This window comes from Sphingobium sp. SYK-6 (genome assembly GCF_000283515.1).
In the GTDB taxonomy this organism is placed as follows: Bacteria; Pseudomonadota; Alphaproteobacteria; order Sphingomonadales; family Sphingomonadaceae; genus Sphingobium; species Sphingobium lignivorans.
On record NC_015976.1, the window covers coordinates 2,253,563 to 2,280,183 of the forward strand.

24 protein-coding genes and 1 tRNA gene are annotated in these 26,621 nt (G+C 66.1%); 16 read left to right on the forward strand and 9 right to left on the reverse strand.

Annotated features, from left to right (window positions below):
• Nucleotides 1-56 precede the first annotated feature (56 nt).
• Nucleotides 57-141, reverse strand: a tRNA-Leu gene (locus SLG_RS10150).
• 126 nt (nt 142-267) lie between these two features.
• Here SLG_RS10150 and SLG_RS10155 point away from each other — a divergent pair.
• Complete coding sequence (locus tag SLG_RS10155) at nt 268-459, forward strand: hypothetical protein (RefSeq protein WP_014076374.1); 192 nt, start codon at nt 268-270, stop codon at nt 457-459.
• Nucleotides 460-480: 21 nt separating this feature from the next.
• Here the strand turns inward: SLG_RS10155 and gatB are convergent, their stop codons facing one another.
• Nucleotides 481-1,980, reverse strand: a complete 1,500-nt coding sequence (gene gatB / locus SLG_RS10160; RefSeq protein WP_014076375.1) for an Asp-tRNA(Asn)/Glu-tRNA(Gln) amidotransferase subunit GatB — start codon at nt 1,978-1,980, stop codon at nt 481-483.
• 124 nt (nt 1,981-2,104) lie between these two features.
• Here gatB and SLG_RS10165 point away from each other — a divergent pair, with 124 nt between their 5' ends.
• Complete coding sequence (locus SLG_RS10165) at nt 2,105-4,639, forward strand: AMP-binding protein (RefSeq protein WP_051003736.1); 2,535 nt, start codon at nt 2,105-2,107, stop codon at nt 4,637-4,639.
• Between the two features lie 20 nt (nt 4,640-4,659).
• Here the strand turns inward: SLG_RS10165 and gatA are convergent, their stop codons facing one another.
• The 3 genes from gatA to SLG_RS10180 are packed head-to-tail and all read right to left on the reverse strand — an operon-like array spanning nt 4,660 to nt 8,259.
• A complete protein-coding gene (gene gatA / locus SLG_RS10170) occupies nt 4,660-6,141 on the reverse strand; it encodes an Asp-tRNA(Asn)/Glu-tRNA(Gln) amidotransferase subunit GatA (protein WP_014076377.1) in 1,482 nt (493 codons plus the stop codon).
• Nucleotides 6,141-6,428: an Asp-tRNA(Asn)/Glu-tRNA(Gln) amidotransferase subunit GatC gene (gene gatC, locus SLG_RS10175; protein ID WP_014076378.1), complete on the reverse strand. Its 288-nt coding sequence runs from the start codon at nt 6,426-6,428 to the stop codon at nt 6,141-6,143. The genes gatA and gatC overlap by 1 nt, the downstream gene beginning before the upstream one ends.
• A 31-nt stretch (nt 6,429-6,459) precedes the next feature.
• Entirely contained in the window at nt 6,460-8,259 is a 1,800-nt protein-coding gene (locus SLG_RS10180) for a DUF4153 domain-containing protein (protein ID WP_051003737.1), read from the reverse strand.
• 154 nt (nt 8,260-8,413) lie between these two features.
• On the opposite strand from SLG_RS10180, the gene SLG_RS10185 reads away from it, so the two are divergent.
• The 5 genes from SLG_RS10185 (at nt 8,414) to SLG_RS10205 (ending at nt 12,709) form a co-directional block, all read left to right on the forward strand.
• Entirely contained in the window at nt 8,414-9,538 is a 1,125-nt protein-coding gene (locus SLG_RS10185) for a DUF3089 domain-containing protein (protein ID WP_014076380.1), read from the forward strand.
• The gene (gene ruvX, locus SLG_RS10190; RefSeq protein WP_014076381.1) at nt 9,520-9,996 is read left to right on the forward strand and encodes a Holliday junction resolvase RuvX; all 477 of its coding nucleotides are present in this window, start codon (nt 9,520-9,522) and stop codon (nt 9,994-9,996) included. Before SLG_RS10185 ends, ruvX begins: the two co-directional genes overlap by 19 nt.
• Nucleotides 9,997-10,201: 205 nt before the next feature.
• Complete coding sequence (locus tag SLG_RS10195; protein ID WP_041391898.1) at nt 10,202-10,474, forward strand: DUF1294 domain-containing protein; 273 nt, start codon at nt 10,202-10,204, stop codon at nt 10,472-10,474.
• Nucleotides 10,475-10,508: 34 nt separating this feature from the next.
• Nucleotides 10,509-11,495, forward strand: coding sequence for an aspartate carbamoyltransferase catalytic subunit (locus SLG_RS10200; RefSeq protein ID WP_014076383.1), 987 nt, complete (start codon nt 10,509-10,511; stop codon nt 11,493-11,495).
• On the forward strand, nt 11,486-12,709 hold the full coding sequence (locus SLG_RS10205) for a dihydroorotase (RefSeq protein WP_014076384.1): 1,224 nt from the start codon (nt 11,486-11,488) through the stop codon (nt 12,707-12,709). Before SLG_RS10200 ends, SLG_RS10205 begins: the two co-directional genes overlap by 10 nt.
• Nucleotides 12,710-13,323: 614 nt before the next feature.
• On the opposite strand, the gene SLG_RS10210 is transcribed toward SLG_RS10205, so the two are convergent.
• From SLG_RS10210 to SLG_RS10220, 3 genes are read right to left on the reverse strand one after another with little or no spacing between them, the layout of a single operon-like run.
• Nucleotides 13,324-14,757 carry an SPOR domain-containing protein gene (locus SLG_RS10210; RefSeq protein ID WP_148276555.1) on the reverse strand — a complete coding sequence of 478 codons (1,434 nt, stop codon included), beginning with the start codon at nt 14,755-14,757 and terminating at the stop codon, nt 13,324-13,326.
• Between the two features lie 13 nt (nt 14,758-14,770).
• Complete coding sequence (locus SLG_RS10215) at nt 14,771-15,400, reverse strand: hypothetical protein (RefSeq protein WP_014076386.1); 630 nt, start codon at nt 15,398-15,400, stop codon at nt 14,771-14,773.
• Complete coding sequence (locus SLG_RS10220; protein ID WP_014076387.1) at nt 15,400-16,104, reverse strand: ParA family protein; 705 nt, start codon at nt 16,102-16,104, stop codon at nt 15,400-15,402. The genes SLG_RS10215 and SLG_RS10220 overlap by 1 nt, the downstream gene beginning before the upstream one ends.
• 201 nt (nt 16,105-16,305) lie before the next feature.
• Between SLG_RS10220 and SLG_RS10225 the strand changes: the two genes are divergently transcribed.
• Entirely contained in the window at nt 16,306-17,379 is a 1,074-nt protein-coding gene (locus tag SLG_RS10225) for an SPOR domain-containing protein (RefSeq protein ID WP_014076388.1), read from the forward strand.
• A gap of 41 nt (nt 17,380-17,420) precedes the next feature.
• Here the strand turns inward: SLG_RS10225 and serB are convergent, their stop codons facing one another.
• Nucleotides 17,421-18,317, reverse strand: a complete 897-nt coding sequence (gene serB, locus SLG_RS10230) for a phosphoserine phosphatase SerB (protein WP_014076389.1) — start codon at nt 18,315-18,317, stop codon at nt 17,421-17,423.
• Here serB and miaA point away from each other — a divergent pair.
• From miaA to SLG_RS10270, 8 genes are all read left to right on the forward strand, one after another.
• Entirely contained in the window at nt 18,304-19,242 is a 939-nt protein-coding gene (gene miaA, locus SLG_RS10235) for a tRNA (adenosine(37)-N6)-dimethylallyltransferase MiaA (RefSeq protein WP_051003738.1), read from the forward strand. The genes serB and miaA overlap by 14 nt on opposite strands.
• A 174-nt stretch (nt 19,243-19,416) precedes the next feature.
• Nucleotides 19,417-20,637, forward strand: a complete 1,221-nt coding sequence (locus SLG_RS10240) for a collagen-binding domain-containing protein (protein WP_014076391.1) — start codon at nt 19,417-19,419, stop codon at nt 20,635-20,637.
• Between the two features lie 262 nt (nt 20,638-20,899).
• On the forward strand, nt 20,900-22,645 hold the full coding sequence (locus tag SLG_RS10245; protein ID WP_014076392.1) for an acetolactate synthase 3 large subunit: 1,746 nt from the start codon (nt 20,900-20,902) through the stop codon (nt 22,643-22,645).
• The gene (locus tag SLG_RS10250) at nt 22,645-22,995 is read left to right on the forward strand and encodes a hypothetical protein (protein ID WP_014076393.1); all 351 of its coding nucleotides are present in this window, start codon (nt 22,645-22,647) and stop codon (nt 22,993-22,995) included. The genes SLG_RS10245 and SLG_RS10250 overlap by 1 nt, the downstream gene beginning before the upstream one ends.
• A 15-nt stretch (nt 22,996-23,010) precedes the next feature.
• Entirely contained in the window at nt 23,011-23,523 is a 513-nt protein-coding gene (gene ilvN / locus SLG_RS10255; protein ID WP_014076394.1) for an acetolactate synthase small subunit, read from the forward strand.
• Nucleotides 23,524-23,627: 104 nt separating this feature from the next.
• Nucleotides 23,628-24,647, forward strand: coding sequence for a ketol-acid reductoisomerase (gene ilvC / locus SLG_RS10260; RefSeq protein WP_014076395.1), 1,020 nt, complete (start codon nt 23,628-23,630; stop codon nt 24,645-24,647).
• Nucleotides 24,648-24,724: 77 nt separating this feature from the next.
• Entirely contained in the window at nt 24,725-25,846 is a 1,122-nt protein-coding gene (locus SLG_RS10265) for a glycosyltransferase (protein WP_014076396.1), read from the forward strand.
• A gap of 95 nt (nt 25,847-25,941) precedes the next feature.
• Nucleotides 25,942-26,559, forward strand: coding sequence for a YceI family protein (locus SLG_RS10270; RefSeq protein ID WP_014076397.1), 618 nt, complete (start codon nt 25,942-25,944; stop codon nt 26,557-26,559).
• The last annotated feature ends 62 nt before the right edge of the window (nt 26,560-26,621 follow it).

Consider the following 26,621-nt stretch of genomic DNA (forward strand, 5'->3'; position numbering starts at 1 on the left):
TTCCAAGCTCAGCTAAGAATCTCGTGGGACCAGAACGGGGCGAGAGGCCACACAACTGGTGCGGGCGAAGGGACTCGAACCCCCACATCTTGCGATACCAGAACCTAAATCTGGCGCGTCTACCAGTTTCGCCACGCCCGCATTGGTCGCCGGTCGGCGGGCCATAGTCCAAAGCCTCGAAAAGGGCAATCCCGCTTGCCACCTCTCAAGCCCCAGGAACGTTCGGAAAAGCGATCCGTTCTGAACCATCAGGAAAGGACATCAAAAATGGCCAGCCAGCCGGAAATCCCGCCGCCCGACACGATCAATCCCCAGTCCCCGCCGGAGGCCCCGCCGATGGAGCCGATTCCCGAGCAGCCTTTCAGGGAGCCGCCCGAGATCGTGCCTGATACCCCCAATGTGGACGAGCCCGGACAAGGCCCCGACGAACTGCCCGGCATTCCCGCCCCGCCAGACTGACGAGAGCCAGACTGACGAACGTTAACCCAGCGCTTTCCTCAGCAGCTCGTTCACCACCTGGGGATTGGCCTTGCCTTGCATGGCCTTCATCGTCTGCCCGACGAAGAAGCCGAAGAGCGCTTCCTTGCCGCCCTTGTACTGCTCGACCTTGTCGGCATTCTCGGCAAGGATCTTCGCCACCGCCGCTTCGATCGCGCCGGTATCGCTCGTCTGCTTGAGGCCTTTGTCCTCCACGATTCTTGCGGGCGCATCACCGGTTTCAAGCATGATCTCGAAGACCTGCTTGGCTATGCTGCCCGAAATCGTGCCATCCGCGACGAGCGCCAGCAGCTCGGCGCCCCGCTCCGGACTCACCGGACTCTCCTCAAGCGTCTTGCCGAGCCGGTTGAGGGCGCCATAGAGTTCAGAGAGCAGCCAGTTTGCGCTCGCGCGCGCCACCTCGCCCTCGCTCTTCTTCTGGATGCGCGCGCTCTCGGCCAGCAGCGCCTCGAACCAGCGGGCCGTTTCCGCCTCCGCCGTCAGCACCTGCGCGTTATAATCCGATAGCCCCAGGCCTTCGACATAACGCTTGCGCTTGGCGTCCGGCAGCTCCGGCAGCGAGTGACGGCAATCCTCCACGAACGCTTCATCCAGTTCCAGCGGCAGCAGGTCCGGATCCGGGAAATAGCGATAATCGTGGGCATCTTCCTTCGAGCGCATGGACCGCGTCGTGCCGCTGTCCGGATTGAATAGCCGCGTCTCCTGCACGATTCGTCCGCCGCCCTCCAGCACATCGACCTGGCGCTGCGCCTCATATTCGATCGCCTGCATCACGAAGCGCACCGAATTGACGTTCTTGGTCTCCGTACGCGTGCCGAACTCATCGCCCGGCTTGCGCACGGAGACGTTCACGTCGGCCCGCATCGAGCCTTCCTCCATGTTGCCATCGCACGAGCCGACATAGCGCAGGATAGCGCGCAATTTGCGCAGATAAGCGCCGGCCTCGGCGGGCGAGCGCATGTCCGGCCGCGAAACGATTTCCATCAGTGCGACGCCCGAGCGATTGAGATCGACATAGGAGCGCGTCGGGTGCTGGTCGTGCATCAGCTTACCCGCGTCCTGCTCGACATGGATGCGCTCGATGCCGATATCCTTGTCGGCCGCGATGCCGGCTTTCTCATCCGCCTCAATGGTCAGCTTCCCCTCGCCCACCAGCGGGTGATAGAGCTGGCTGATCTGGTAGCCCTGCGGGAGGTCCGCGTAGAAATAGTTCTTCCGGTCGAAGCGGGACCAGCGGTTGATCTGCGCATCAAGCGCCAGGCCCGTGCGCACCGCCTGCCGGATGCACTCGCGGTTCGGCACGGGAAGCATGCCGGGCATCGCGGCGTCCACGAGGCTGACCTGCGTGTTCGGCTCCGCACCGAAAGCCGTCGCCGCGCCCGAAAAGAGCTTCGCCTGACTGACCACCTGGGCATGGACTTCAAGGCCGATGACGACCTCCCATTCCCCGGTAGCGCCCTGAATGCGATAGTCCTTGCTCACGTCCGTTTCATCCCTCGATCTTGCGCGGCCCCGAATGGCCTCTCTCCCACGCAATTGCAATCGTCCTCTCCGGTGTTAGAGGATGTCCGAAGGTGACACAGCCCCCAGGGGGAAATCAGGCCGCATGCATTTCTGGGACCAACTCGACCTGTTCGGCGATCGCACGGCGTTAATCGATTCTAATGGGCGGGAATGGTCTTATCGGGAGATCATTGAAGCCGCCGATTCGATGATGGAGGGGTGGACGGGCCGACATCTCCTGCTGCTGGAGATGGCTAATCGAAGTGATGCCATCATCGCCTATATTGCTGCGCTGCGCGCAGGATGGCCGGTCCTCATCGTCAGTGAAGCCGATGAAGCCGCAGCCACTCGGATGGTGGAGGTCTTCCGGCCCGCCGTGCGCTGGCGCGCGAAGGACGGATTTGTGGCCACCGAAGTGAACGGGCCGACTACCGACCTGCATCCCGATCTCGCCGTGCTTCTTTCCACGTCCGGCACGACCGGCAGCACCAAGCTTGTCCGCCTTTCGGCCTGCGCAGTCGATGCCAATGCCCGTTCGATCGGAGATTATCTGGGACTGAGCCCGGACGAGCGAGCCATAACCACATTGCCTCCCAGCTATTCCTACGGGCTTTCCGTGCTCAATTCGCACTTGGCTGCGGGCGCGACGCTCGTTCTTAACGATGCCTCTGTGATCGAGGCATCCTTCCGCGATCTTGTCGACCGGCATAGTGCCACCAGTTTCGCCGGAGTACCCTATACGTACGAATTACTGGAGCGCTCGGGCTTCCTGAACGCGCTGCCCGCATCCATCCGCACGATGACCCAGGCCGGTGGGCGCATGCCGACAGATCGGGTGGAGCGCGTCGCTGTCCTCGCGCGGGCTCACGGGGCCCGCTTGTTTGTAATGTATGGCCAGACCGAAGCTACCGCGCGCATGGCATGGCTGCCTCCCGAACGCTTGCCGGAACTTGCCGGATGCATCGGGCAAGCAATTCCCGGAGGTCGTTTCGACCTCGTCGATCCCGAAACAGGAGCACCGACCGAAGGCGCCGGAGAGCTGCTCTATTCAGGCCCCAACGTTATGATGGGGTATGGTGAGGAAACCGGTGATCTCGCGCGCGGACAGGAACTGGAAAGTCTGCGCACTGGCGACCTTGCCGAGGAGGTGGAGCCGGGCATCTTTCGCATCACAGGACGCAAGAACCGCTTCATCAAGATGTTCGGCCTGCGGCTCTCGCTCGACGAAATCGAGCGTGAGGCGGCCAGACTCGGCTATCCCATCGCCGCCACTGGCACGGATGAGATTCTTGTCCTCGCCAGCGAACACCCCATGCCTGACAACCGCCTCATCAGCAGGATCGCGGAGCGCTATCACCTGCCCGAAGCCCAGATGGTTCACTTCCCATATGAACGGTTGCCGCGTCTCGCTTCGGGCAAGGTGGATTATCGCACATTAACGCAAGCGGCTAAGCGTTCTGCATCTGCTTCGGAAGCCGGGGCGCAGAGCGACCCGCTAGATGCAGTCCGCGCTGTCTTCCGCCGCTCCTTCCCCACCCGGACGATCGCCGACGACGACAGCTTCCTGAGTCTCGAGGGGGACTCGCTCACCTATATCAATTTCGTGCTGGGCCTCGAAGCGTTGCTCGGGCCGCTTCCCCAAGACTGGCAGATGCTCACCGTCGCGCAACTCGCGACACTCGCGCAGCCCGGCCTGCAGCCGGAGACGATCGTTACCGTCGAGCCGAATGTCTTCGTGCGCGCCGCGGCGCCCATCATGGTGGTGTGCTCGCATGCCGGGATCGATGCGCTGAGTGGCGGCGCTGCGCTGCTGATGATTGCGGCGGGGCAGAGTTTCGGCAAGTTCGGCTATGGTGATCTTGCTGCTGGCCGGCCCGGCAAGGTCCTGCGCAGCTTTCTGCTGAGCGTACTCATCCCCTATTGGCTAATTCTCATCGGCTATCAGGCCACGCGGGGCGGTTTAAACCTGCCGGACATCCTCCTCATCAACAACTTCGTTCCGCAACGCGGTCCGAAACCATTCGAGACATGGTTCGTCCAGGCCCTTTTCCAGGCGATATTGCTCGTGATCGCCCTTTCGCTCATTCCTTCTGTCCGCAACCTGCTCCGGCAGCGCCCCTCATCCGCAACGCTGGCCTTACTGGTCTTTGCCGCCATAATCGGCCTGGTCCATCGCTTCTTCCTGATGGATGTGCTGTCCAACCATGGCGAAGAAATGACCTATGTCTTCTGGCTATTCGCGCTCGGCCTTGCCGCGCAATTCGTAGAAACTCCGCGCGCGCGACTGACCGCTCTTGCGCTGGCCTGCATCATGGCGGTGGCTATCTATGGCGATGATCGCTCGCGCATGGTGAGTGTGGGACTTGGCGCAATCTTCCTGCTTTGGAACCGCCGCATTCCAGTACCGCGTCTGCTGCTGCCGGTACTGACGCTCATCGGTTCGGCAAGCCTGTTCATTTACATGATGCATGGACGAGCGCCGGTACACAGCATGACCGCCGACTGGCCGATCGATATCATCCGAATAGGCAGCGGTGTCCTGCTCGGCGTCGCGGCCTATCTAGCCTACGACTGGGTCGCGTTGCGCGTGCGCCGCATTCTAAGCGAAAGGCGCGGCCCTCGGATGCGTCCTTCCTAAACGTCCTCTTTAGCCGGTTATCACCACCACTTGTCCGGCCGCGCGACGAAGCCGGCGCGCTCTTCGAGCGCCAGCCCCGCATTCAGCACCGCCTGCTCATCGAAAGCCGGGCCGATGATCTGGAGGCCAAGCGGCAACCCATCCTTGCTGAGGCCGCCGGGCACGGACATGGCGGGCAGCCCTGCCAGCGATGCCGGCACCGCGAACACGTCGTTGAGGTACATCGACAGCGGATCGGCCGTCTTGTCGCCCAGCGCGAAGGCAGCGCTCGGTGCGGTCGGCGCGAGGATGACGTCGCAGCATTCGAAGGCCTGCGCGAAGTCGCGTGCGATCAGCGCCCGCACCTTCTGGGCCTGCGTATAATAAGCATCGTAGAAGCCTGCCGAGAGCACATAGGTGCCGATGATGATGCGGCGCTTCACTTCGGGACCGAAGCCGGCGGCGCGGGTCGCGGCGTACATCTCCTGCAGGTTCGCGCCATCGGGCAGTTCGCGCAGGCCGTAGCGCACGCCATCATACCGCGCGAGGTTGGAGGAGGCTTCCGCCGGCGCAATGATGTAGTAGGCCGGCAGCGCATATTTGCTGTGCGGAAGGGAGACCTCGACGATCTCCGCGCCAGCGTCCTTGAGCCAGGCAATGCCATCGTCCCATACCCGCGCAACATCGGCATCAAGACCTTCGACCCGATATTCCTTCGGGATACCGACCCTCTTGCCGTTCAGATCGCCGGACAATCCCGCTTCCCACTGGGGCACAGGCAAATCGAGCGATGTCGCGTCCCGCGCATCGAATCCAGCCATGTTCTCCAGCATGATGGCGCAATCGCGGACCGTGCGGGCCATCGGCCCGGCCTGATCGAGCGAGCTGGCAAAGGCGATGATGCCCCAGCGCGAGCAGCGGCCATAAGTGGGCTTGATGCCGGAAATGCCGGTGAAGGCCGCGGGCTGGCGGATCGATCCGCCGGTGTCCGTGCCGGTCGCCGCCGGGCAGAGCCGCGCGGAAACGGCAGCCGAGCTGCCGCCCGAGGAGCCACCAGGCGCCAGCGGCGCATTGTCGCCGTCGCCGCGCCGCCAGGGTGAGATCACATTGCCGAAATAGCTCGTCTCGTTGGACGAGCCCATGGCGAACTGATCGAGATTGAGCTTGCCGAGCATGCCCGCGCCCGCATCCCAAAGCTTCTGCGAGACCGCCGATTCATAGGTCGGCTGGAAGCCTTCCAGCATATGGCTGGCGGCCGTGGTCTGCACGCCCTGCGTGCAGAAAAGATCCTTCATGCCGATGGGAACGCCCGAGAGCGGCTTCAGCGTGCCTGCCGCGCGATCGCTGTCCGCCTTATCGGCAGCGGCGAGCGCATGATCCGGTGTCTCGACGATGAAGGCGTTCAGGGCCTTGGCAGCAGCGACATTCGCATTGAACGCCTCGGCAACCTCGCGCGCGGAGAAAGTGCCGGCACGGAAACCGTCACGGATTTCCGCGACGGTGAGATCGGTAAGGTCCGCCATTATTCGATCACCTTGGGAACGGCGAAGAAGCCGTGCTCGGCCTGCGGCGCGTTGGCCAGCACCTTGTCGCGCACATTGCCATCGCTCACGACATCGTCGCGCAGGCGCAGCGTGTTGGGGATGACGGCCGTCATCGGCTCGACGCCGGTCACGTCCACTTCACCCAGCTGCTCCACCCAGTGGAGGATGCCATTGAGTTCAGGCACCAGCGCCTCGGCCTCGTCCTCGCTCACGGCGAGCCGCGCCAGGCTGGCGATCTTCTTCACGGTTGTCAGGTCAACGCTCATGCCGGCGCGCTAGCACCGCGCCCGGCGGTCATCAAGGCGCATCAGGCTTGCCGGGCACATTGCCCGCCATCGGCAGCGTTTCGCCCACCGCCTCGCCGCCGATGAAGAGCTGCCGTCGCACGATGGGACGAATGACGACATCGCCGGTGCGGATGCGCGCCGCCATGGCCTGCGCGACATCGCCTTCCGCCAGATACTGGCTCGCGTCCGACCAGACACCGTCCACGGTCCAGATGAGGCGCACCGATGGCGTGCATCCCGCGCACGACCGGGCGGGATAAGCGACCACAACCGCGAAGTCCTCGCCCGGCACATGATGCAGCAGGCAGTCGCCGACGTCGCCACAAGCATCGAACCGCACCAGCCTTGCGCGCAGCCCTTCGTCGAGTGGCACCGGAGCGGGGAGAATGGTCAGCCGTTCGTCAAGGGCATGGCCTGCCCGCGCCGCACGTTCGGCGGGCCCCTCCCGCCATGGGTCGGTCAGCTTGCGCGTTTCGTCGGCGAGGCTGCGGACGGTCTCGTTGGAGGATCCCGTAGCCAGCTTTTCGATAGCGGCGCGTCCCGGCCGCCCGAACCGGAACCAGAGCGCCCGGTAATCGAAATCCTCGGGGGAAACGCGCCCGTCCGCGAGGCGGGCAAGCTGGTGGCTGGTCGCGATCCGGTCGAAACCCAGCAAGGGCGTGGAGAGCAGCAGGCCGAGTCCGGCGAGCAGGAAAACGAGATGCAGGTTGGTGCGCCGCAGCCGCGCGAACCATCCGCGCGCACCCAGGATCGCGACAGCATAGGCAATGGCGGCCACGCTCGCCACGATGATGAAGGTGAGCGCCCAGAGCCGATCGGGAGTGAGGCCGTGCTGGTGGATGCGCAGGCCCGAAGAGAAGGCGGCGATGCCGACCATCGGCAGAAGGAAGAGCCCGAGCGCGGCGGCACTGGCACTGAGCACCACGGACCGCGATTCGTCCTCGGAGGCATCGCCGACCACAGCATTCACCAGGAACAAGGCCAGCATCGCTCCCGTCAGCATGATTGGAGTCGTGCCGCCCGTCTCCCAGAGTGGCGCGAGGCCAGTGAACGGCAGCGCGCCGAGGAACAGGAAGATGCCCACCGCCAATACGGGCGCAAGCACGCGCAGGACCAGCATCGTGACCCGCCGCAGCGCGGCGATGATCGGTCCGCGATCGCGCAGCAGGCCCAGCGCCGCCCCGAACCCTGCGCCGACCAGCGCGGCAATGAAAGCCGATTCGCGTAGCAGGTCACGCAGGAAACCAAGCCTCACCAGCCAGAACATCTCCGCCAGCAGATGCGCGATGCCGAATACCAGCGCCGTGAACAGCGCGCTGGCCGCCAGAAGCAGCGCGTTGGACCACAGATGGCCGTGCACTGCCGGATAGCGGAGTGCGCCCAGCCGCTCGCGCAGCCCCGCGAACGAGCGAGACGGGACAGTCGCTCCATGCCCGTCCTGCATCGCCTGGAACAGAACGAGCATTAAGGCCGATGCCAGCAGTCCGCACGTAAGATACCAGTCGGGGCCGAGGCGCGCCTCGCCGGGCATGCCGCTCCACAGGAACGTTCCGGCGGCGATCACACCCGCAACCAGAGCGGCGGAAACGGCGAAGGCAAGCCGCCCTCGCTCCCAGATCAGCCCGAAGGCCACACCGCCCACGCCCAACAGGAAGCCGAGCCCGGGCGCCAGCCGGTCCCGCCAGGCCGGATCACTGCCCAGGCGCGTGTCGATCTGCTGGATCGCAAGGGCCAGGAGCGCGCCGAGCGCCGCCAGCACCCAGGTTCGCAAGGGCCATCCCTTGTCCGGAGTCGATGCATCCTCAGCCATCTGCGCCCCTCTCCTTCCGCTCATGCCATCTGTACGGCGCGTCCGCGCGGGAGAGGCCTAACAGGTTCGCGCAGCAACACAATCGGCGCTCGCTTGCCTCATAGCGCGGGTGCAGGCATGACCAGCATATTCCCAATGACGGAGTCGTGCCCGCTTGGCCCGCAAGTTCCTGTATGTCGTCGCGTTCCTCACCGCCCTGGCGATCGCCGCGATGATAGCCTTCTCCTTCTTCGGCCCGAAGCTGATGCAGAGCGCCATGGTGCCGCGCGGCGGCTTCGTCGAGCCCGCACCTCTCCCGCCAGGCTTCTATGACCGGGCGGAAGGCTGGATCAGCCGTCCGGGCAACCGGCGCGACGATCCGGCCCGCTGGCAGCCCGCGACGCTCAAGATGCCCCCTGCCGCGCCCGATGTCGTGAAAGCAGCGGTCTTCTTCGTTCACCCGACGAGTTCGTTCGAGACGACGCGCTGGAACACGCCGGTCAACGATCCTGTCTCATCGGCACAGGCGGAGCGCTTCGTGCGCCTGCAGGCCAGCGCCTTCGCGCCCTCGGGCGAGGTCTGGGTGCCACGCTACCGACAGGCCGTATTCGGTGCCTTCCTCACCGAGAAGGCCGATGCGGCCCTCGCCATGGAGCGCGCTTATGTGGACGTCCGGGCGGCCTTCGCGGCGTTCCTGGCTGCCAATCCGGAAGGGCCGGTCATTCTCGCCGGCCACAGCCAGGGCAGCCGCCACCTGCTGCGGTTGCTGAACGATCATCGCGCGGACGCAGCACTGCGCGCGCGGCTCGTGGCGGCCTATGTGGTCGGCTGGCCGGTCTCCGTGGAGCATGACCTGCCCGCGCTGGGGTTGCCGGGCTGCGACGGGCCTGAGCGGACCGGCTGCATGCTGAGCTGGCAGAGCTTCGCCCAGCCGGCGGACCTGTCGGGAGTCGAGGCCGTGTTCGATCGGGAGCGCGGATTCGACGGCGTCTCGCGCAAGGGCTCGGCCATGCTGTGCACCAACCCGCTGAACGGCGGCGCTGCTCCGGATGCACCGGCCGATGCCAATCTCGGATCGCTCATGGGCGATGGCAACGCCGCCAGCACCCAGCTGATGCCACCCGGCGGCGTGGGCGCGCGGTGCGAGGGGCGCGGTTTCCTGATCCTCGACAGCGCGCCGAAGATGGGCAGCTTCGTGCTGCCGGGCAACAATTACCACGTCTATGATTATCAGCTCTTCTGGGCGAATGTCCGCGCGGATGCGATGCGGCGGCTGGCGGCATGGCAAGCGACGCGCTGATCACCACCGACAAGGCGGTCTTCCTTGCCGCGCTGCCGAATGGCGGGCGCCTGCTGGGGCTTGATCTGGGCACTCAGACCATCGGCCTCGCCCTGTGCGATGCCGGCTGGAGCATTGCCAGCCCGGCGCACACCCACAAGCGCGGCAAGTTCACGGCGGACAAGGCCGTGCTTGCCGCATTCGTGGCGCAGCAGTCGGTCAAGGGGCTCGTCATCGGGCTGCCCCTCAACATGGACGGCAGCGAAAGCCCCCGCAGCCAGGCCGCGCGTGCCTTTGCCCGCAACATCGCGGTACTGGGCCTGCCCATCCTCCTGTGGGACGAGCGCTGGTCCACCGTCGCAGCCGAGCGCGCCATGATCGCGCAGGACATGAGCCGCGCACGCCGCGCGGAGAAGATCGACGCGCATGCCGCCGCACTGATCCTGCAGGGCGCCATCGACGGGTTAAGCTACGCCTAGCGGGATTGGCGTTCGGCAACCCTGAATAACCCGGACGCCGGGAATCGCCCTGTCTCGGGCAGGGCGATTCCCGGCGAAACGGCGATATCGGCTCGTCCCGATGCACCTCTTGCAATGTGCGGACTCCCTGGTCGTGAGTCTTCATGCCTTGCCGCACACAGCATCTCTGTTTCCACCCGATCCGAAAATGCTAAGGGCAGCCAGCATGCCCACCACCGCTCTCTGGCTCTACATCGCCGCCATCAATCTCGTGACGCTCGCTACCTTCCGCTTCGACAAGGCGCGGGCGGTTGCCGGGATGCGGCGGGTGCCCGAGCGCGACCTGCTGCTGCTTGTCGCGCTGGGCGGCACGATCGGCGGCTGGGCGGGGATGCGTCTGTTTCGCCACAAGACGCGCAAGACCAGCTTCTCGGCTGCCTTCTTCATGATCGCCGTGGCGCAGGCGATCATCCTCATGCTGATCGACATGCGCCCTTGAGTCCGGCCTTTCCCCTCTCTATCGGGGGGCTTTGATGACAGTGTCACCCTCCCCCTCCACCGGCCTTGTCGGGCGGGCCAGTTTCCCGCACCGGCATCTCCTGGGAATCGCCAGCCTGGCGCCCCATGAAATCCGCTTCCTGCTTGACGAAGCCGAGCATTGGGCAGCGCTCAATCGGGCGGATACGCGCAAGCTTGATGGCCGGCTTGCCGGACTCACGCAGATGAACGCCTTCTTCGAGGCCAGCACGCGCACGCTGCTTTCCTTCGAGGTGGCGGGCAAGCGGCTCGGTGCCGACGTGGTGAACATGCATGCCGCCCAGTCCAGCGTGAAGAAGGGCGAAACGCTGATCGACACCGCCGTGACGCTGAACTCCATGCGCGCCGGCGTCATGGTGATCCGCCACATGAGTTCTGGCGCCGTGCAACTCATTGCGGACAAGGTGGACTGCCCGGTGCTCAATGCCGGAGACGGACGGCACGAGCACCCGACGCAGGCCCTGCTCGACGCGCTGACCATCCGTCGGCACAAGGGCAGCTTCGAGGGACTGATCGTCACCATCTGCGGCGACATCCTGCACAGCCGGGTCGCACGCTCGAACATGCTCTGCCTGACCGCGCTGGGCGCGCAGGTGCGCATCTGCGCGCCGCCCACGCTGATGCCGCCGGGGATCGAGCGCTACCGGGTGACGCCGTTCACCGATTTCGACGCCGCCCTTGAAGGCGCGGACGTGGCCATGGCCCTGCGCGTCCAGAACGAGCGGATGGATGGCGGCTTCATTCCCTCGTCCCGCGAGTTCCATATGCTTTACGGCCTCACGCCCGAGCGACTGAAACGCGCCAAGCCCGATGTGCTCGTCATGCATCCGGGGCCCATGAACCGCGGCGTGGAGATCACCAGCGGGGTCGCGGACGGCGCGCATTCCGCCATCACCGAGCAGGTGGAAATGGGCGTGGCCGTGCGCATGGCCTGTCTCGACGTCCTGACACGCAGCGCGAGGGGAGTAGCGGGATGGGCCTGACCGCGATCGTCAATGGCCGGATCTGCGATCCTGCCGCCTCCGCGCTGTCGTCCGGCGCTGTCATCATCCGGGACGACAGGATCGAGGCGATCGGCGTGTCCGACGTGCCGGCCGACGCCGCGATCATCGATGCGCGCGGCATGATCGTGGCGCCCGGCATCATCGATATCGGCGTGTTCCGCACCGACAAGCCGGCCTTTCATTTCTCCGGCATCACCCGCGCGGCGCTGATGCCGGACCAGTCGCCCGTGCTGGATGACCCCGGGCTCGTCCAGCATGCCGCGCGCGCGGGCAAGCCAGATTTCTGGGTTCATCCGCTCGGTGCCGCGACGCGGGGCCTGGAAGGACGCGAACTCGCCGAAATGGGCCTGATGAAGGCCGCGGGCGCACGGGCCATCGCGACCGGTCGGAGCTGGATCGCGGATTCGGGCGTCATGCTGCGCGTGCTGCGCTACGCCGCTGCGCTGGACCTCACGGTCATCACGCATGCCGAAGACGGAGGCCTGACGGCAAATGCGGTGGCGACCGACGGTGAGACGGCCTCGCGGCTCGGCCTCGCCAGCGCTCCGGCCTGCGCGGAAGCGATCGCCATCGCGCGCGACATCGCGCTCGCCCGGGAGACCGGCGCACGTCTGCACATCCGCATCGTCACCACGGCGGCCGGGTTCGATCTCGTGCGGGCGGCCAAGGCGGAAGGACTGCCGGTCACTTGCGGCATCACGCCGTCCTATCTTTTCCTCAACGATCAGGCGGTGAGCGATTTTCGCACCTTCGCGCGCATGTCCCCGCCCTTGCGGGACGAAAGCGAGCGCCTTGCCGCGATCGCCGCCGTCGCGGACGGGACCATCGACATTCTCTGCTCCGGCCATGATCCGCGCGGGCCGGAGGACAAGCGCCTCCCGTTCGCGGATGCCGCGCCGGGCGTCGCGGGGGCGGAAACGCTGCTTCCCCTCTCCCTCAACCTCGTGCGCGAAGGCAAGATCAGCGAGGCGCGCATGATGACGCTGCTGGCGACCAACCCGGCGCGCCTGCTTGGCCTCGATGCGGGCCGCCTCGCGCCGGGCGCCCCGGCGGACATCATCCTCATCGATCCGGACACGCCGTGGATCGTCGATTCCGGCAAGATGGCGGCCGCCGCCGGCAACACGCCCTTCGACAGGCTCCCCGTGCAGGGCCGGGCCAGGATGATCCTGAAGGGCGGCGAGATCCGCTGACTCGCCGGTCCGGGCTTCCAAAGGTCAGCTGACCGAAACGTGCAGCGCAAGCGGGCTTGAGCGCCTGCTCGGCCATTTGATTCGCGGAGCCGTGGCGAGACGGGTGCCACGACGATCAGACGGAAGCGATGGACGGCGCGAGGGCCTGGCGATGCCGGTGCAACGCGGCGCTGCGCTCTGGAAGTTTACAAAGTTGACGACACGTCTCCGTCAACTTCCGCTTCCGTGAACTTTCGATGAGATGGATGCCGTAGCTTGTCCGGGCGAGCCTGTACGGCCCGACCGGACAATGAAAGCCTTCCCGCAAGAGAAGCATGCATTACCTGTCCCTGTCACTTGTCGCCCGAAAGAGGCGTCCGGCAGGGCTGCCATGGCGGCAGGGGTGTAGGACAGCGGAAAAGCAAGGCTGAGAGGGATGGAAGCGGGAGCACGACCGACACCGGGCCGCCAGAGATAGCGACCCTCTTCCGGCGCTCGTCGGAGGCCAGGTTTCAACTGGAGCCCCACGCATGCCGAGATGACGAGGTGCCAACGCGGGAAATGACGATGTGCCAGATCGCATACCGCTCCCGAGCAGACCGCCGGTGTTCATCTACGCCGCCTGGGCGGCGCTCTCAGCGCGCCGCAGCGAGGCGGGACGACCCGGCTGCCTGTTTCGCGGAAGCGACCCTGCTGTCCTCTCCCTTTGCCCGGGCACGGGCCATTCGGGTGCTGTCCGTATCGTCGAGACGCACGAAGCAGGGCTGGCCCGAGGCACGGAGGGAATTGCACAGCGTCACCGCCGAGGCACGATCGCCAAAGCCGCGAATGGCGAGGCGATGAAAGGCGCGACCGTTCAGCGTGACTTCGCTGTGGACCTCGTTGAAGCCGCCGACAGCGTCGCGCGTGCGGCTCAGCTTCGCCCACTTTTCCCGCGCCACCGCTTCATTGTCGTAAGCGCCAAGCTGGACGACCCAGTCACTTGCGCGCTCGTCGGCGACCGGCGCGACCAGACGGGCAACGCGGCTCATGCCGGTGCGCGCGACAAGTGTCTGCGCATCCGAGCCGCCGGACCGCTGGAACGCATCCCGGACCGCGCGACGCATCGGGTCGGCCGGTGCTTGGATCATCGGCGACGCCGCTTCGTTGCCGGATCCGAAGGCAGCGGCCAGTGCGAGCGTATCGGGCGAAGCGGGCTTGGGTTCCGCGGCAGCCATGGCCACGGGTTCGGCTGCCGGCGCCGCGGCCGGTTCGGCCGACGCCATGGAAAGCTCGGCGCGCGCCTGCGCGACCGGGTCGGCGAGCGCCGCCATCCGCGCGGGGGTCTCGCCGGTCCCGCGCAGCGCGAGGCGTTCGGGCTGGCCGGCATCGTCGGCGCGCGGAACGACGCCGATCATCGCATGAACGCGCGCGCCCTTCTCTTCGCCTTCAGAAATGCGGGACCATTGGGCAATACGCTGCTCGGCCTCGCGCGCGGGCAGGTCCTGGCCGGCAACGAGTCGCGCCTGTCCCCACGCGCCACCGAGCGCAAGGGCATAAGCCAGATTCTGGCGAGTCTGCGCCGTCGCATCCGGCTCACGGCTCGCTGCAAGCAGGGCGCGGGCGCCCTCGCGCACGTCCCCGGCCATGGCCATGGCGAGCCCATAATCGGCAGCAGGCAGAGAGCCGGCATGGTCCGCGAGCAATGCCCGGGCGGCTGCGTCATCGCCGAGTCCGGCCTGCGTCAGCGCAAGGCTGATGATCGTGCGCACATCGCGGTTGCCCAGCGTCATCGCGTCGCTGAACGCAGTCCGCGCGGAAAGATAGCGCCCGTTGGCGAGATAGGCCCGGCCAAGCAGGGCCCGGGCGTCCCCGTCCTGCGGTGCGGCGGCCACCAGCGCCTCGGCCTGCAGCAGCGCGCGGGCATAATCCTTGCCGGCCAGCGCCTGCTCGACGCGCGCGCCAAGCGTCGGCGCCTGGGCCGCGCTGATCGCCGGGCGATGATCCCGCCCTGCCCCGCTGCAGCCAACCATGGATGATCCGAGGATCGCCCCGGAAGCCAGCATGATCGAGAAGGTCCGTTTCGCCATGACCATTGATTCCTTATTTGCCGCGCGAGGCCGTACGGCGGGCCTCGACCTGCCGGGCAAGTGCGTTGAGCTGCTCGTTTTCGGTGATGAGCGTATCGAGTGCCTCGATGAGCAACTGCTGTGCCGAGCGGTTGCTGACCGCGCTCAGCAGGCGCAGGCGCAAATGCCGTTCCTGGTCGATGCGCAGCGTGAAGGCCGCCTTGCGCGCCGCTTCCGTCAACTTGGCCGGGCTCCGGCTCTCGGCCTTGCGCGGCGCGGTCCGGGCATTGATCCGCTTCGCGAGCGCCTGAAGCTGCTCCTCGATCGGCGAGATCGGCATCGGCGGGGCTGGCGCGAGCGCCTCGGCAGCAGGCACGGCGGAAGCGCATTCGGCCGTCATGCTGTCATCGGGCGTGCGCGCGGCCTCCTCTTCAGTCGCCTGCGCGGTCTCCGGGCCGGTTGGCAGCGCGATCTCCGCCTCGGGACAGTCGGGCTCGCCCATGTCGTTCCACCCGAGATCATCGTTCGTCGGGAGCGGCGCGTGCAGGCCGCCCAGGGTCGGGCGGCGCATCGCCGGGCGTGCGGTGCCGCGCCGGGCCAGCAGGCCGGCGGTCAGCGAGGCAGCGGGGCGCGGCTCGGGCATGGAATTCTCGGAGCCGCTCATCAGTTGACGATCCTTCTGCCAAAGCCGCCCTGGTGGCGGATCATGGTCGTGGGGTGCCCCGACGAGAAGACGGTGCGGCGGAAGTTGCGCTCCAGCCGGTCCGCGACATAGGTCCACAGGGCCTCGATTTCCCTGGCGGATTTGCCATTGGCGTCGAAGTCCATGACTGTCCGCCCGTCGATCATCGAGGAGGCGAAATCGGTGCGGTGATGAACGGTGACGGGGGCGACCGTGCCGTGCTGGGAAAGGGCAATGGCCGCTTCGGACGTGATGCGCGCCTTCGGCGTCGCGGCATTCACGACGAAGATCAGGGGTTTGCCCGCACGTTCGCACAGGTCGACCGTGGCGCCCACGGCACGCAGGTCATGCGGGCTGGGGCGCGTCGGCACGACGATCAGTTCGGCCACGCCGATCACGCTCTGGATGGCCATGGTGATGGCGGGCGGCGTATCGATAACGGCGAGCTTGAAGCCCTGCTGGCGCAACAGTTCGAGGTCCGATGCAAGGCGGGCCACCGTCGTCTGGGCAAAGGCGGGGAATTCCTCGGTGCGCTCGTTCCACCAGTCGGCGAGCGAGCCCTGCGGATCGATATCGATGAGTACGACCGGCCCGGCGCCCGCGCGCTGGGCCTGGACAGCGAGATGCCCGGACAAGGTCGTCTTGCCCGAACCGCCCTTCTGGGACGCAAGTGCCAAGATTCTCACAGATTTCCCCTGGTCGTTCATCCGCCGGAAGCGGCAAGCTCTCATGAGGCGCCCTAAAATTCGGTTAAATCCGCCGTTTCGCGAGGGCAGGTCCGTCCGGGAAGGTCGCGTCGGGGCACGAGGGCAGCGATCAGCCCTAGGATTTGATTAACCACAAGCCGCTAGGGTTGACCCCGTTTCGGCCCGCGCCGCCCCGGAGTCATGAGCATGAGATCGATCAGCGCCACCATCATCCTGACCGGCCTCCTGATGTCGGGCGCCGCCCTCCAGGCCAGCGTCAAGACGGGCGTCGATGCCTGGAACCAGGGCGACTACGTCCGCGCCGTCGAACAATGGCGGCCGGAAGCGATCGGCGGCAATGCCGATGCGCAGTTCAATCTGGGGCAGGCCTACAAGCTCGGCCGGGGCGTGCCGGTGGATCTGCCCGTGGCGCTCGAATGGTATCGCAAGGCGGCCGAACGGGGCCATCAGAAAGCTGCCGACAATTATGGCCTGCTGCTCTTCCAGCAGGGGCGCCGGGAAGACGCCATCGCCTATATCAAGGCATCGGCCGAGCGCGGCGAGCCGCGTGCGCAATATGTCTACGGAACGGCCCTGTTCAATGGCGACTTGGCCCCGCGCGACTGGGTGAAAGCCTATGCGCTGATGACGAGCGCGGCGCGCGCCGGCATCGGTCAGGCTACCGCCAGCCTTGCCGAGATGGATCGCTATATTCCTGAGGCGCAGCGAACGGAGGGACTGGCCATGGCAGCGTCCATGGCGTCCGGCGAAGTGTCACAAGAGGCGCCGACTGTCCGGCCCGTGGCGGTCGCGCCGTCATCGCGCATTGCCCAAGCCTCCACGCCTGTCCCGGCGCCTGCGGCCAAAGCGCGCACGGATCGCGCAGCGACGATGCCCGCATCCGTGCAGGCGCCTGTCCGTCCCACTCCCGCACCGGCTCCCCAAGTTACGGCCGCATCAGCGACGCCGACCCCAAAGCCTGCCAAGGCCACGCCCTCCCCGGCACCCGCGAGCGTTCGCCCAATGCCGCGTCCATCAGCCTCGGGACGCTGGCGTGTCCAGCTCGGTGCTTTCAAGGAGCAAGGCCGCGCACAGGCGCTGTGGGCCTCGCTCGGCAAGAAGGTCCCTGCCCTTTCGGGCTTCCAGCCAGCGTTCATCGCAGCAAATGGCTTCACCCGGCTGCTGGTCGGTCCGCTGGACAATGCCGCCGATGCCCGGGCCCTTTGCGAGCGGATACGCCCGACCGGGACGCCCTGCATGGCGACCAGCCAGTAGAAGATCGATCGCTTCCGGCCCGGCGCCTGCATCCGCTGGCGTCAGTCGTCCATCCACTGCGCGCGAGGAATACCGAGCGCATGCAGCAGGGTGCTAAGATCGCCCCGATCGATCGCGACATCGGCGGCGGCCCGTGTGCGCGGCTTGGCATGATAGGCCACACCCAGCCCGGCGGCCTCGATCATTGGGATGTCGTTCGCGCCGTCACCGATGGCGATCGACTGGGCGGGGCTGATGCCGAGTGCATCGATGGCGCCAAGCAGCTCGGCCCGCTTGCGCGCCGCATCCACGATCGGCTGCTCCACCGTGCCCGCCAGCTTGCCGTCCGCGACATGCAGGATATTCGCGACCTGCCGATGAAAGCCGATCGCCGCGCTCACTGGCCCGGCAAAGGGCACGAAGCCACCGGACACCAGGATCGTGCATGCCCCGCGCGCGACGAGAGTGCGCACCAATGCGCGCCCGCCGGGCATCAGCCGCACCCGCTCTTCGCGGCACTGGTCCAGCACAGCTTCGTCCAGTCCCTTGAGCAAGGCGACTCGCCCCGCCAGCGCTTCGGCGAAATCAAGTTCGCCACGCATCGCCCGCTCCGTCACTTCGGCGATCTGCGGCTTGAGCCCTGCATAATCCGCCAGTTCGTCGATGCACTCGATGGTGATCATCGTGGAGTCCATGTCCGCGATGAACAGGCGGCAATCGCGATTGGCCTGGGCGAGCACGAAGAGATCGGCGGGCAGCGCCAGCGCCTCGATCGCCGAGCGGGCCAGCGCGCGGTCACCGCTGAAGGCGATATCGACCGCTTCACCCTCGTCGATCCACACCGGCGGCGCGGTTTCCAGCCCGGCAGCCACCAGCGCCTCGCGCGCGCGGTCCACCACCCCCTGCCCAAGTCCCTCATGCGCGACTAAGGTCGCGATCATGTCCATGCCGTCAGCCATTGAGAATTCCGTCTTGCACGACCCGGAGCGGCCGCCGGTCGCGCTTATTGCCGGGCCGACGGCCAGCGGCAAGAGCGCAGTCGCGCTGCGCCTCGCCGAAGCGACCGGCGGCGTGATCGTGAATGCCGATGCAAGCCAGGTCTATGCCGATCTTGCCGTGCTCACCGCTCGCCCGCCCGCAGCCGACCTTGCCCGGGCGGAGCACCGGCTGTTCGGCCATGTCGACGGGCTGGAAGATTATTCGGCCGCGCGATGGGCGAGCGAAGCGCGCGCGCAGATCGATGCGGCGCATGCGCAGGGCCGGCCCGCGATCCTTGTGGGTGGAACCGGGCTCTATCTCGACACGCTGCTGCGCGGGATCGCGCCGGTGCCGGAAATCGACCCGGTGATCCGTGCCGCTGTGCGCGCCATGCCGGTCTCGCAGAGCTGGCCCCTGCTCGCCCGGGAGGATCCCGAAGCCGCCGCTCGCCTGCGCCCGAGCGACACGACACGCGTCGCGCGCGCGCTCGAAGTCGTGCGTTCCACCGGCCGCCCGCTGGCGGAATGGCAGAAGCACCGCGAGGGCGGCATCATCGGGCGGATGCCGGTCCGCGCCGCTGTCGTCATGCTGCCGCGTGATGTGCTCCATGCGCGCGCGGCGCAGCGACTCGACGAGATGCTGAAAGGTGGCGCGGTGGAGGAAGTGGCCGCGCTGATGGGGCGCGATCTGCCAGCCGATCGCCCCGTGCTGCGGGCACTGGGCGTCCGGGAGATCGCGGACATGCTGGCTGGGCGCACCACGCCCGAGGAAGCGCATGCCGCCATCTTCACGCTCACGCGCGCCTATCAGAAGCGCCAGACGACATGGGCGCGCAACCGCCAGCGCGACTGGACCATGCGCGCGCCCGACGAGATCACAGGCATGGAGGATCTCGCGATCCTTTGAGAGTTCGCCGGAGGGGGCCCGGCCGCGTCACCGATCCGGAAAGCCGCGCGGAATTCTCCATATGGGACATCGGCATGCCCGGGCAGCCGAAAGATCATGGTTAAACACCTTCAACCTTTTGCGCCCCACGCCTATCAGCCCCGCTGGATCTATTCTTGACGATGAGGAGGCTTCATGCGTCGTTCCTTCAAAGCTATCGCTATGGCCATGCTGGCCGCCACGCTGGGTTCCCCGGCGCTCGCCGCCGGCGATGCCGCCGCGGGCCTCGAGGCCTTCTCCCAGTATAATCTGATCACGCTCGGAGACTGGACGACCAACAGCCATGTCGACGGCAAGGTGCTTGTCGGCGGCAATGCCAAGGGCGGCAACGGCGTGGTGGGCGCCGGTGGCGGCGGCGGTTCGAACACGCCGGTCGAAACGCCGACCATCGTCATCCGGGGCGACAATCTCCTGTCCGGCCTCACGATCAACAATGGCTCCAACGGCGGCAGCCCGCTTGCCACCGGCCCGAGCGCGGTCATCGGCGGCAACAGCACGAGCGGCACGCTCACGCTCAATGGCTCGAAGCAGACGCTCGTCGTCGGCGGCAATTTCTCGACCACCAACATGAACGTGACCACCGGGGACACGATCAGCGTCGGGCGCAATGTGAATGCCAGCATCGCCGCGAACAACGCGCCGTCCGTCCGCATCGGCGGCACGTACAATGGCAACGCCAATAGCGGCCATCCGCTCATCCAGGCGAGCCAGGGCATCGATTTCAACGCGAGCGACGTGGGTGCCCATACCGGCATCTTCACCACGCTGGGAGCCGATCTGGCAGCCCTGTCGTCCTCGCTGGCGAGCCTCTCGGTCCCGGCGAACCCGAGCAGCTATTCCATCGCCGGCAACCTGCTGACGCTCACCGGCGTGGCCGGGGACAATGGCTTCTCGGTCATTTCGCTCACCGCTGCGGAGTTGAACAGCATCGGCCAAATCAAATATGATTTCGCCGGCGTGGGCGCCGATCCCATCGTCATCAACGTGGACGGCAGCGCGGCAGTCAATCTCAATGCGAACTTCCTTGGCGGCGCGATGACGTTCGCCCAGCAGGTGGTCTGGAACTTCCTCGGCGAGGAAGTGACGTTCAGCGGCAGCCAGTTCGTCGGCTCCGTCCTTGCGCCGAACGCCCATCTCACGCTCGCCAGCAACAATATCGATGGGAACGTCGCCGTCGGCTCGTTCACCCAATATGGCGAAGTGCATAATTACGGCTTCAACGGCAGCTTCCCGCCGCCGCCGCCCCCGCCGCCGCCGGCGGTTCCGGAGCCCGCGACCTGGGCCATGCTGCTTGCCGGCTTCGGCCTCGTCGGCTCCGCGATGCGCGGCAAGAAGATGCGGACTGCTCTGGCCTGAGCCGGCCCGGCCTTCCCGGCCGAAGCAGAGAAACATGGGGACGGCGCGGCATGGCCCGCGCCGTCCTTTTTGTTTGCCTGCCCGCGCTGCCATTCGCATGCCTGAACGATGCGCCATGATATGATTAAAGTGAGGCTCAAAACGTAATTTTGATACACTGTTTTTACTTGACATGACATTTTATGATCCATAGTGGCACCAGCCTTGCCAGCGCCATGGCTTTGGACCATGGCGCGGCCATCATTTCAAAGGAGCATGTCCCGTGGCCGAGAAGAGCGGCGCCGAAATCCTGGTCCAGTGCCTGATCGACCTCGGGGTCGATACGGTCTTCGGCTATCCGGGCGGCGCTGTACTACCCATTTATGATACCATCTTCGGTCATACGGCGATCAACCATGTGCTCGTCCGTCACGAGCAGGCGGCGGCGCACGCGGCGGAAGGCTATGCGCGTTCCACCGGCAAGCCGGGTGTCGTGCTGGTCACGTCGGGTCCGGGCGCGACGAATGCCATCACCGGGATCACCGATGCCCTGCTGGATTCGATCCCGATCGTGGTCATCACCGGGCAGGTCGCAACGCATCTCATCGGCACGGACGCTTTCCAGGAAGCCGATACGGTCGGCCTGACGCGCCATTGCACCAAGCATAATTATCTCGTGAAGGATCCGGGCAATCTGGCCCGCGTGGTGCACGAGGCTTTCCATATCGCGACTTCGGGCCGTCCCGGCCCGGTCGTCATCGACATTCCCAAGGACGTGCAGGTCGCGACGGCGGCTTATGAAAAGCCGGTGCTGAACGCGCATCCGAGCTATCGCCCGCAAATCGAGCCCGATGCCTCGGTCATCGAGCAGACCGTCGATCTCATCATGAAGGCGGAGCGCCCGATCCTTTACACGGGCGGCGGCATCATCAACAGCGGCCCCGGCGCGAGTCTCTCCCTGCGCGCCCTTGCCGAGCTCACCGGCGCGCCGGTCACCTCCACGCTGATGGGCCTGGGCGCCTTCCCCGCCTCCTCGCGGCAGTGGCTGGGGATGCTGGGCATGCACGGCACCTATGAAGCCAACTGGGCCATGAACAAGGCCGACCTCATCCTCTGCCTCGGCGCGCGTTTCGACGATCGCGTGACCGGCCGGCTCGATGCCTTCGCACCGCACAGCAAGAAGGTCCATGTCGACATCGATCGCAGCTCGATCAACAAGACCGTGCAAGTGGACGTGCCGGTGGTCGGCGATGTCGGCCGCGCGATCGAGGCGATCATGGCGGGGCTGAAGGCGCGCGGCTTCCAGCAGCCCGATCTCGCCGAATGGTGGGCCCGGATCGAAGGCTGGCGCGCGCGCAAGTCCCTCGATTATGTCGAGGGCGGGGACGAGATCATGCCCCAGCGCGCGATCGCCGAGCTTTTCCGTGCGACGCGCGACCGTGACGTCATCATCACTACCGAAGTCGGTCAGCACCAGATGTGGGCGGCCCAGCATTTCCACTTCGACAGCCCCAACAAGTGGCTGACGTCCGGTGGTCTCGGCACCATGGGCTATGGCTTTCCCGCCGCGATCGGCGCGCAACTGGGCAATCCCGACGCGCTCGTGATCGACATCGCCGGCGATGCCTCGATCCAGATGAACATCCAGGAACTCGGCACCGCGATCCAGTATCGCCTGCCGGTGAAGATCTTCATCCTGAACAACGAATATATGGGCATGGTGCGCCAGTGGCAGGAACTCACTTATGAGAGCCGCTACTCGCATAGCTATTCCGACAGCCTGCCCGATTTCGTGAAGCTGGCCGAAGCCTATGGCGCCACGGGCATCCGCATCGAGACGCCGGACCAGCTGGTGCCGGGCATCCGGGCGATGATCGACACGCCCGGGCCGGTGATCGTCGATTGCCGCGTGGCGAAGCTTTCCAACTGCTTCCCGATGATTCCATCGGGTGCGGCGCACATCGACATGCTGCTCGATCCCAGCCAGGTCTCGGGCACCATGGACGACGAGGCCAAGGCCTTGGTCTGATGGGCGAGCCGGTCCGCTTCCGCCTCCATGTCAGCGAGCCGTTCGATTTCGAGCGGTGGAACGAGAGTGCCGACCTGTTCGGCACCACGCCGGACTGCGAGGACGAGGAAGCGGACGAGTGGGTGATCGATCTGGAAAGTAGCTTCTGCTTCAACGAGAAGGACTACAGGGTCGTGCTGGTGGCACCGCGCTATGTGGGGGAGCGCCTGACGCGCGTCTTCGACAGCATCGTGGGACAGCCCGTTCGCATTGCCCACAGAACGATGGACGGCTGGCATTTTTCGATGGCGGGCATGCTCTCGCTGGCGCCTCCCGCGCCGGATGAAGCCCCCGCCTCCACGGATTTTTGACAAGGACTTCAACAGATGCACATCCGGCAGGAAGACAGCGAGCGACACGTGCTCTCCGTCATGGTCGACAATGAGGCCGGTATCCTCTCGCGGATTTCGGGCCTCTTTTCCGCGCGTGGCTACAATATCGAGAGCCTCACCGTCGCCGACGTGAGCGAGGACCACAAGATCAGCCGGGTCACCATCGTGACCAACGGCCCGCCTCGCGTGATCGACCAGATCATCGCGCAGCTCGAGCGACTCGTGCCGGTCCACCAGGTCACCGACCTGACCGAGATCGGCCCCTTCGTCGAGCGCGAGCTGGCGCTGGTCAAGGTCGCCGGCACCGGCGATGCCCGCATCGAGGCACTGCGGCTGGCGGACGTGTTCCGCGCCAAGGTCGTCGACACGACGCTCGACAGCTTCGTGTTCGAGATCACCGGGCCGACCAGCAAGGTCGACACCTTCGTGGGCCTCATGCGCGAGCTGGGGCTGGTCGAGGTCGGGCGGACCGGCGTGGTCGGCATGCTGCGCGGCCTCGCGGCCTGAACGGGGCCAAGTTCCATGGCGCCGCCGCAAGGCCGGCGGTGCTTCCATCACATACGTGCTGAAACAGGTTCAGCATGACGATCTGAGAAGAGAAGGGTTTGGGAATGCGTGTTTTCTATGATCGCGACGCCGATATCGGGCTCATCAAGGGCAAGAAGGTCGCCATCCTCGGTTATGGCAGCCAGGGCCATGCCCATGCGCAGAACCTGCGCGATTCCGGCGTTGCCGAAGTTGCCATCGCCCTGCGTCCCGGCTCGGCCAGCGCGAAGAAGGCGGAAGGCGCCGGCTTCAAGGTGATGGCCAATGCCGACGCGGCGAAGTGGGCGGACGTGCTCATGATCCTCGCGCCGGACGAGCACCAGGCCGCGATCTACGAGAATGACATCAAGGGCAATCTGCGCCCGGGCGCCGCGCTTGCCTTCGCCCATGGCCTCAATGTCCATTTCGGCCTGATCGAGCCGCCGGCGGACATCGACGTCATCATGATCGCGCCGAAGGGCCCCGGCCACACCGTGCGCAGCGAATACAAGCGCGGCGGCGGCGTGCCCTGCCTCATCGCCGTGCATCAGGATGCGACCGGCAATGCCCATGACATCGCCCTCTCCTACGCCAGCGGCGTGGGCGGCGGCCGCTCGGGCATCATCGAGACGAACTTCAAGGAAGAGTGCGAGACCGATCTGTTCGGCGAGCAGGCCGTGCTGTGCGGCGGCATCACCCATCTCATCCAGGCCGGCTTCGAGACGCTGGTCGAGGCCGGCTACGCGCCCGAAATGGCCTATTTCGAGTGCCTGCACGAGACCAAGCTGATCGTCGATCTGCTGTATGAGGGCGGCATCGCCAACATGCGCTACTCGATCTCCAACACCGCCGAATATGGTGACATCACCACTGGCCCGCGCATCATCACGGATGAAACGAAGGCCGAGATGAAGCGCGTGCTCGCGGACATCCAGTCGGGCCGGTTCGTCAAGAACTTCGTGCTCGACAACCGCGCCGGCCAGCCGGAACTCAAGGCTGCCCGCAAGGCCGCAGCCGCTCACCCGATCGAGCAGACCGGTTCGCAGCTGCGCGCCATGATGCCGTGGATCGGCGCCAACAAGCTGGTGGATCAGGAAAAGAACTGATCTCTGCGCTCCCGGCCGCGCTTCTGGTGGAAACCGCCGGTTGACGAGGCCATCGAGGTCCGTGCAGGGGACGCGCCATGCGGCCCCTGCACATCCTCATTCCCTTCCCAGATTTCCACGGCGGCGGGCTCGAAGCCGTCGCGCTGCGGCTCGCCGAACGCTGGCGCGCAAGCGGACATCGCGTCACGATCCTTGTCGGGGCGAGCGACGGACCGATGCGCGGCCGGGTGCCGGCGGGCGTCGATGTGCGCATCCTGGAGCCGGAGCGGCCCCGTGCCGCCTTTTCCGGTCTTTCGCTGGGGCGTTACATGGCGGACCCTGCGCGAGAGCTCGCACCCGATCTGATCTTCATTCCGGGCAATCATCACCTGCTTGCCCGCCCGCTCCGCGCAGCCCTGCCCCGGACGCCGATCGTCGCGAAGATCAGCAATCCCCTGCTGATGCCGCCGCTGTCGGATCCGCGCCTCACCTGGCTCGCGCGCCCGGCGCTGCGCATTGCGACCTCCGGCATCGACTGGTTTGTGGCACTTTCATACGGACTTGCCCAGGAAGCCCGCTTCCAGCTCGGCCATAACCGGGTGAGCACCATCCTCAATCCGAATGTCGATGACGATCCGCTGACGCATTTCATCTTCCGCCCACCCCTCGCCGCATCTGAGACGCTGACGATCGCGCTGGTCGGACGGCTGGAGCCGCAGAAGGACATTCCGCTCGCGCTGCGGACAGTGCAACGGGTCGCCGCCCGGCGCCCCGTGCATCTCCATGTCTACGGCGATGGCGGCGAGCGCGCACGGATCGGGGCGATGATTGCCCGACTGGGCCTGCGGGAAACCGTCACCCTCGCCGGCTATACGGACAATGTGAAAGGCGCACTGGCCTCCGCGCGCCTTCTGCTCGTCGCCTCCCGCTTCGAAGGCGTGCCAGGGGTCGTGCCGGAAGCGACCGCGCTCGGCCTTCCCGTCGTCACCACGCCCTGCTCCCATTTCGTGCGCGAATTCCTGAAGAACGAGAGCCTTGGCCGTGTCGTGGAGGAGGGCACGCCCGATGCGCTTGCCGCGGCGATCCTGCGTCAGGCGGCGATTGCCGGCCCGGATGCCACAGTGGCCGCGCAGGCGCTGGAGCCGCTCCGGCAAAGCACGTCTGCGGGGCACTATCTCGATCTCTTCGAACGGCTTCTCCGGGAGCGGGAAGCATTGTGACAAAGCAATCAAAGGGATGACATCTCGTCGATGCCCTTTATGCTTGATGCATCGCCGTGATGAAAACCGGCAGAAACGAATAGGAGACATGAACCATGCGCCTCATTCACGCCGCCCTCCCTGCCCTGCTGCTCACCGGCATTGCCGGGGCGCTCATCGCGCAGCCCGGCAAGCCGGATCCCGCCGCCATTTCCGGCGGCACCTACACGGCGGATGCCGGGCACACGCTGGTGAAGTGGGAAGTCGATCATCTCGGCTTCACGCCCTATTTCGGCATCTTTGGCGATGTCACCGGCACGCTGCAATTCGACCCCAAGAATCCCGGCGCCGCCAAGGTCGACGTGACCATTCCCGTCTCCAAGGTGACGACTGCCAGCACTGGCCTCACCGCGCATCTGCTCAAGCCAGCGGAAGGTGGCAAGCCCGCCGACTTCTTTGGCGCCAGCCCGGCCGACGCACGGTTCGTTTCCACCAATGTCGCGGTGGATGGCCAGAGCGCCACCATCACCGGCAACCTGACGCTCAACGGTGTCACCAAGCCCGTCACTCTCGCCGCCAAATTCTATGGCGCGGGCATGGGCATGGGGAACAAGGAGAATATCGGCTTCACGGCGACCGGCGCTATCAAGCGCAGCGAGTTCGGCATGAAGTTCCTCGTCCCCATGGTGAGCGATGACGTGAAGCTCGAGATCGTCGCTGCCTTCGTGAAGTGATTGCCCAGGAGCGCCGGTCTTCGATGCGGAGACGGCGCTCCGCGGTTCCGAGGCTCCCTATC

Bases quoted from the DNA above. Each gene is read 5' to 3' on its own strand.
- SLG_RS10155 (WP_014076374.1), top strand. From the start codon at position 268: ATGGCCAGCCAGCCGGAAATCCCGCCGCCCGACACGATCAATCCCCAG.
- SLG_RS10165 (WP_051003736.1), top strand. From the start codon at position 2,105: ATGCATTTCTGGGACCAACTCGACCTGTTCGGCGATCGCACGGCGTTA.
- gatA (WP_014076377.1), bottom strand. From the start codon at position 6,141: ATGGCGGACCTTACCGATCTCACCGTCGCGGAAATCCGTGACGGTTTC.
- gatC (WP_014076378.1), bottom strand. From the start codon at position 6,428: ATGAGCGTTGACCTGACAACCGTGAAGAAGATCGCCAGCCTGGCGCGG.
- SLG_RS10180 (WP_051003737.1), bottom strand. From the start codon at position 8,259: ATGGCTGAGGATGCATCGACTCCGGACAAGGGATGGCCCTTGCGAACC.
- ruvX (WP_014076381.1), top strand. From the start codon at position 9,520: ATGGCAAGCGACGCGCTGATCACCACCGACAAGGCGGTCTTCCTTGCC.
- SLG_RS10195 (WP_041391898.1), top strand. From the start codon at position 10,202: ATGCCCACCACCGCTCTCTGGCTCTACATCGCCGCCATCAATCTCGTG.
- SLG_RS10200 (WP_014076383.1), top strand. From the start codon at position 10,509: ATGACAGTGTCACCCTCCCCCTCCACCGGCCTTGTCGGGCGGGCCAGT.
- SLG_RS10205 (WP_014076384.1), top strand. From the start codon at position 11,486: ATGGGCCTGACCGCGATCGTCAATGGCCGGATCTGCGATCCTGCCGCC.
- SLG_RS10210 (WP_148276555.1), bottom strand. From the start codon at position 14,757: ATGGCGAAACGGACCTTCTCGATCATGCTGGCTTCCGGGGCGATCCTC.
- SLG_RS10215 (WP_014076386.1), bottom strand. From the start codon at position 15,400: ATGAGCGGCTCCGAGAATTCCATGCCCGAGCCGCGCCCCGCTGCCTCG.
- SLG_RS10225 (WP_014076388.1), top strand. From the start codon at position 16,306: ATGAGCATGAGATCGATCAGCGCCACCATCATCCTGACCGGCCTCCTG.
- miaA (WP_051003738.1), top strand. From the start codon at position 18,304: ATGCCGTCAGCCATTGAGAATTCCGTCTTGCACGACCCGGAGCGGCCG.
- serB (WP_014076389.1), bottom strand. From the start codon at position 18,317: ATGGCTGACGGCATGGACATGATCGCGACCTTAGTCGCGCATGAGGGA.
- SLG_RS10240 (WP_014076391.1), top strand. From the start codon at position 19,417: ATGCGTCGTTCCTTCAAAGCTATCGCTATGGCCATGCTGGCCGCCACG.
- SLG_RS10250 (WP_014076393.1), top strand. From the start codon at position 22,645: ATGGGCGAGCCGGTCCGCTTCCGCCTCCATGTCAGCGAGCCGTTCGAT.
- ilvN (WP_014076394.1), top strand. From the start codon at position 23,011: ATGCACATCCGGCAGGAAGACAGCGAGCGACACGTGCTCTCCGTCATG.
- ilvC (WP_014076395.1), top strand. From the start codon at position 23,628: ATGCGTGTTTTCTATGATCGCGACGCCGATATCGGGCTCATCAAGGGC.
- SLG_RS10265 (WP_014076396.1), top strand. From the start codon at position 24,725: ATGCGGCCCCTGCACATCCTCATTCCCTTCCCAGATTTCCACGGCGGC.
- SLG_RS10270 (WP_014076397.1), top strand. From the start codon at position 25,942: ATGCGCCTCATTCACGCCGCCCTCCCTGCCCTGCTGCTCACCGGCATT.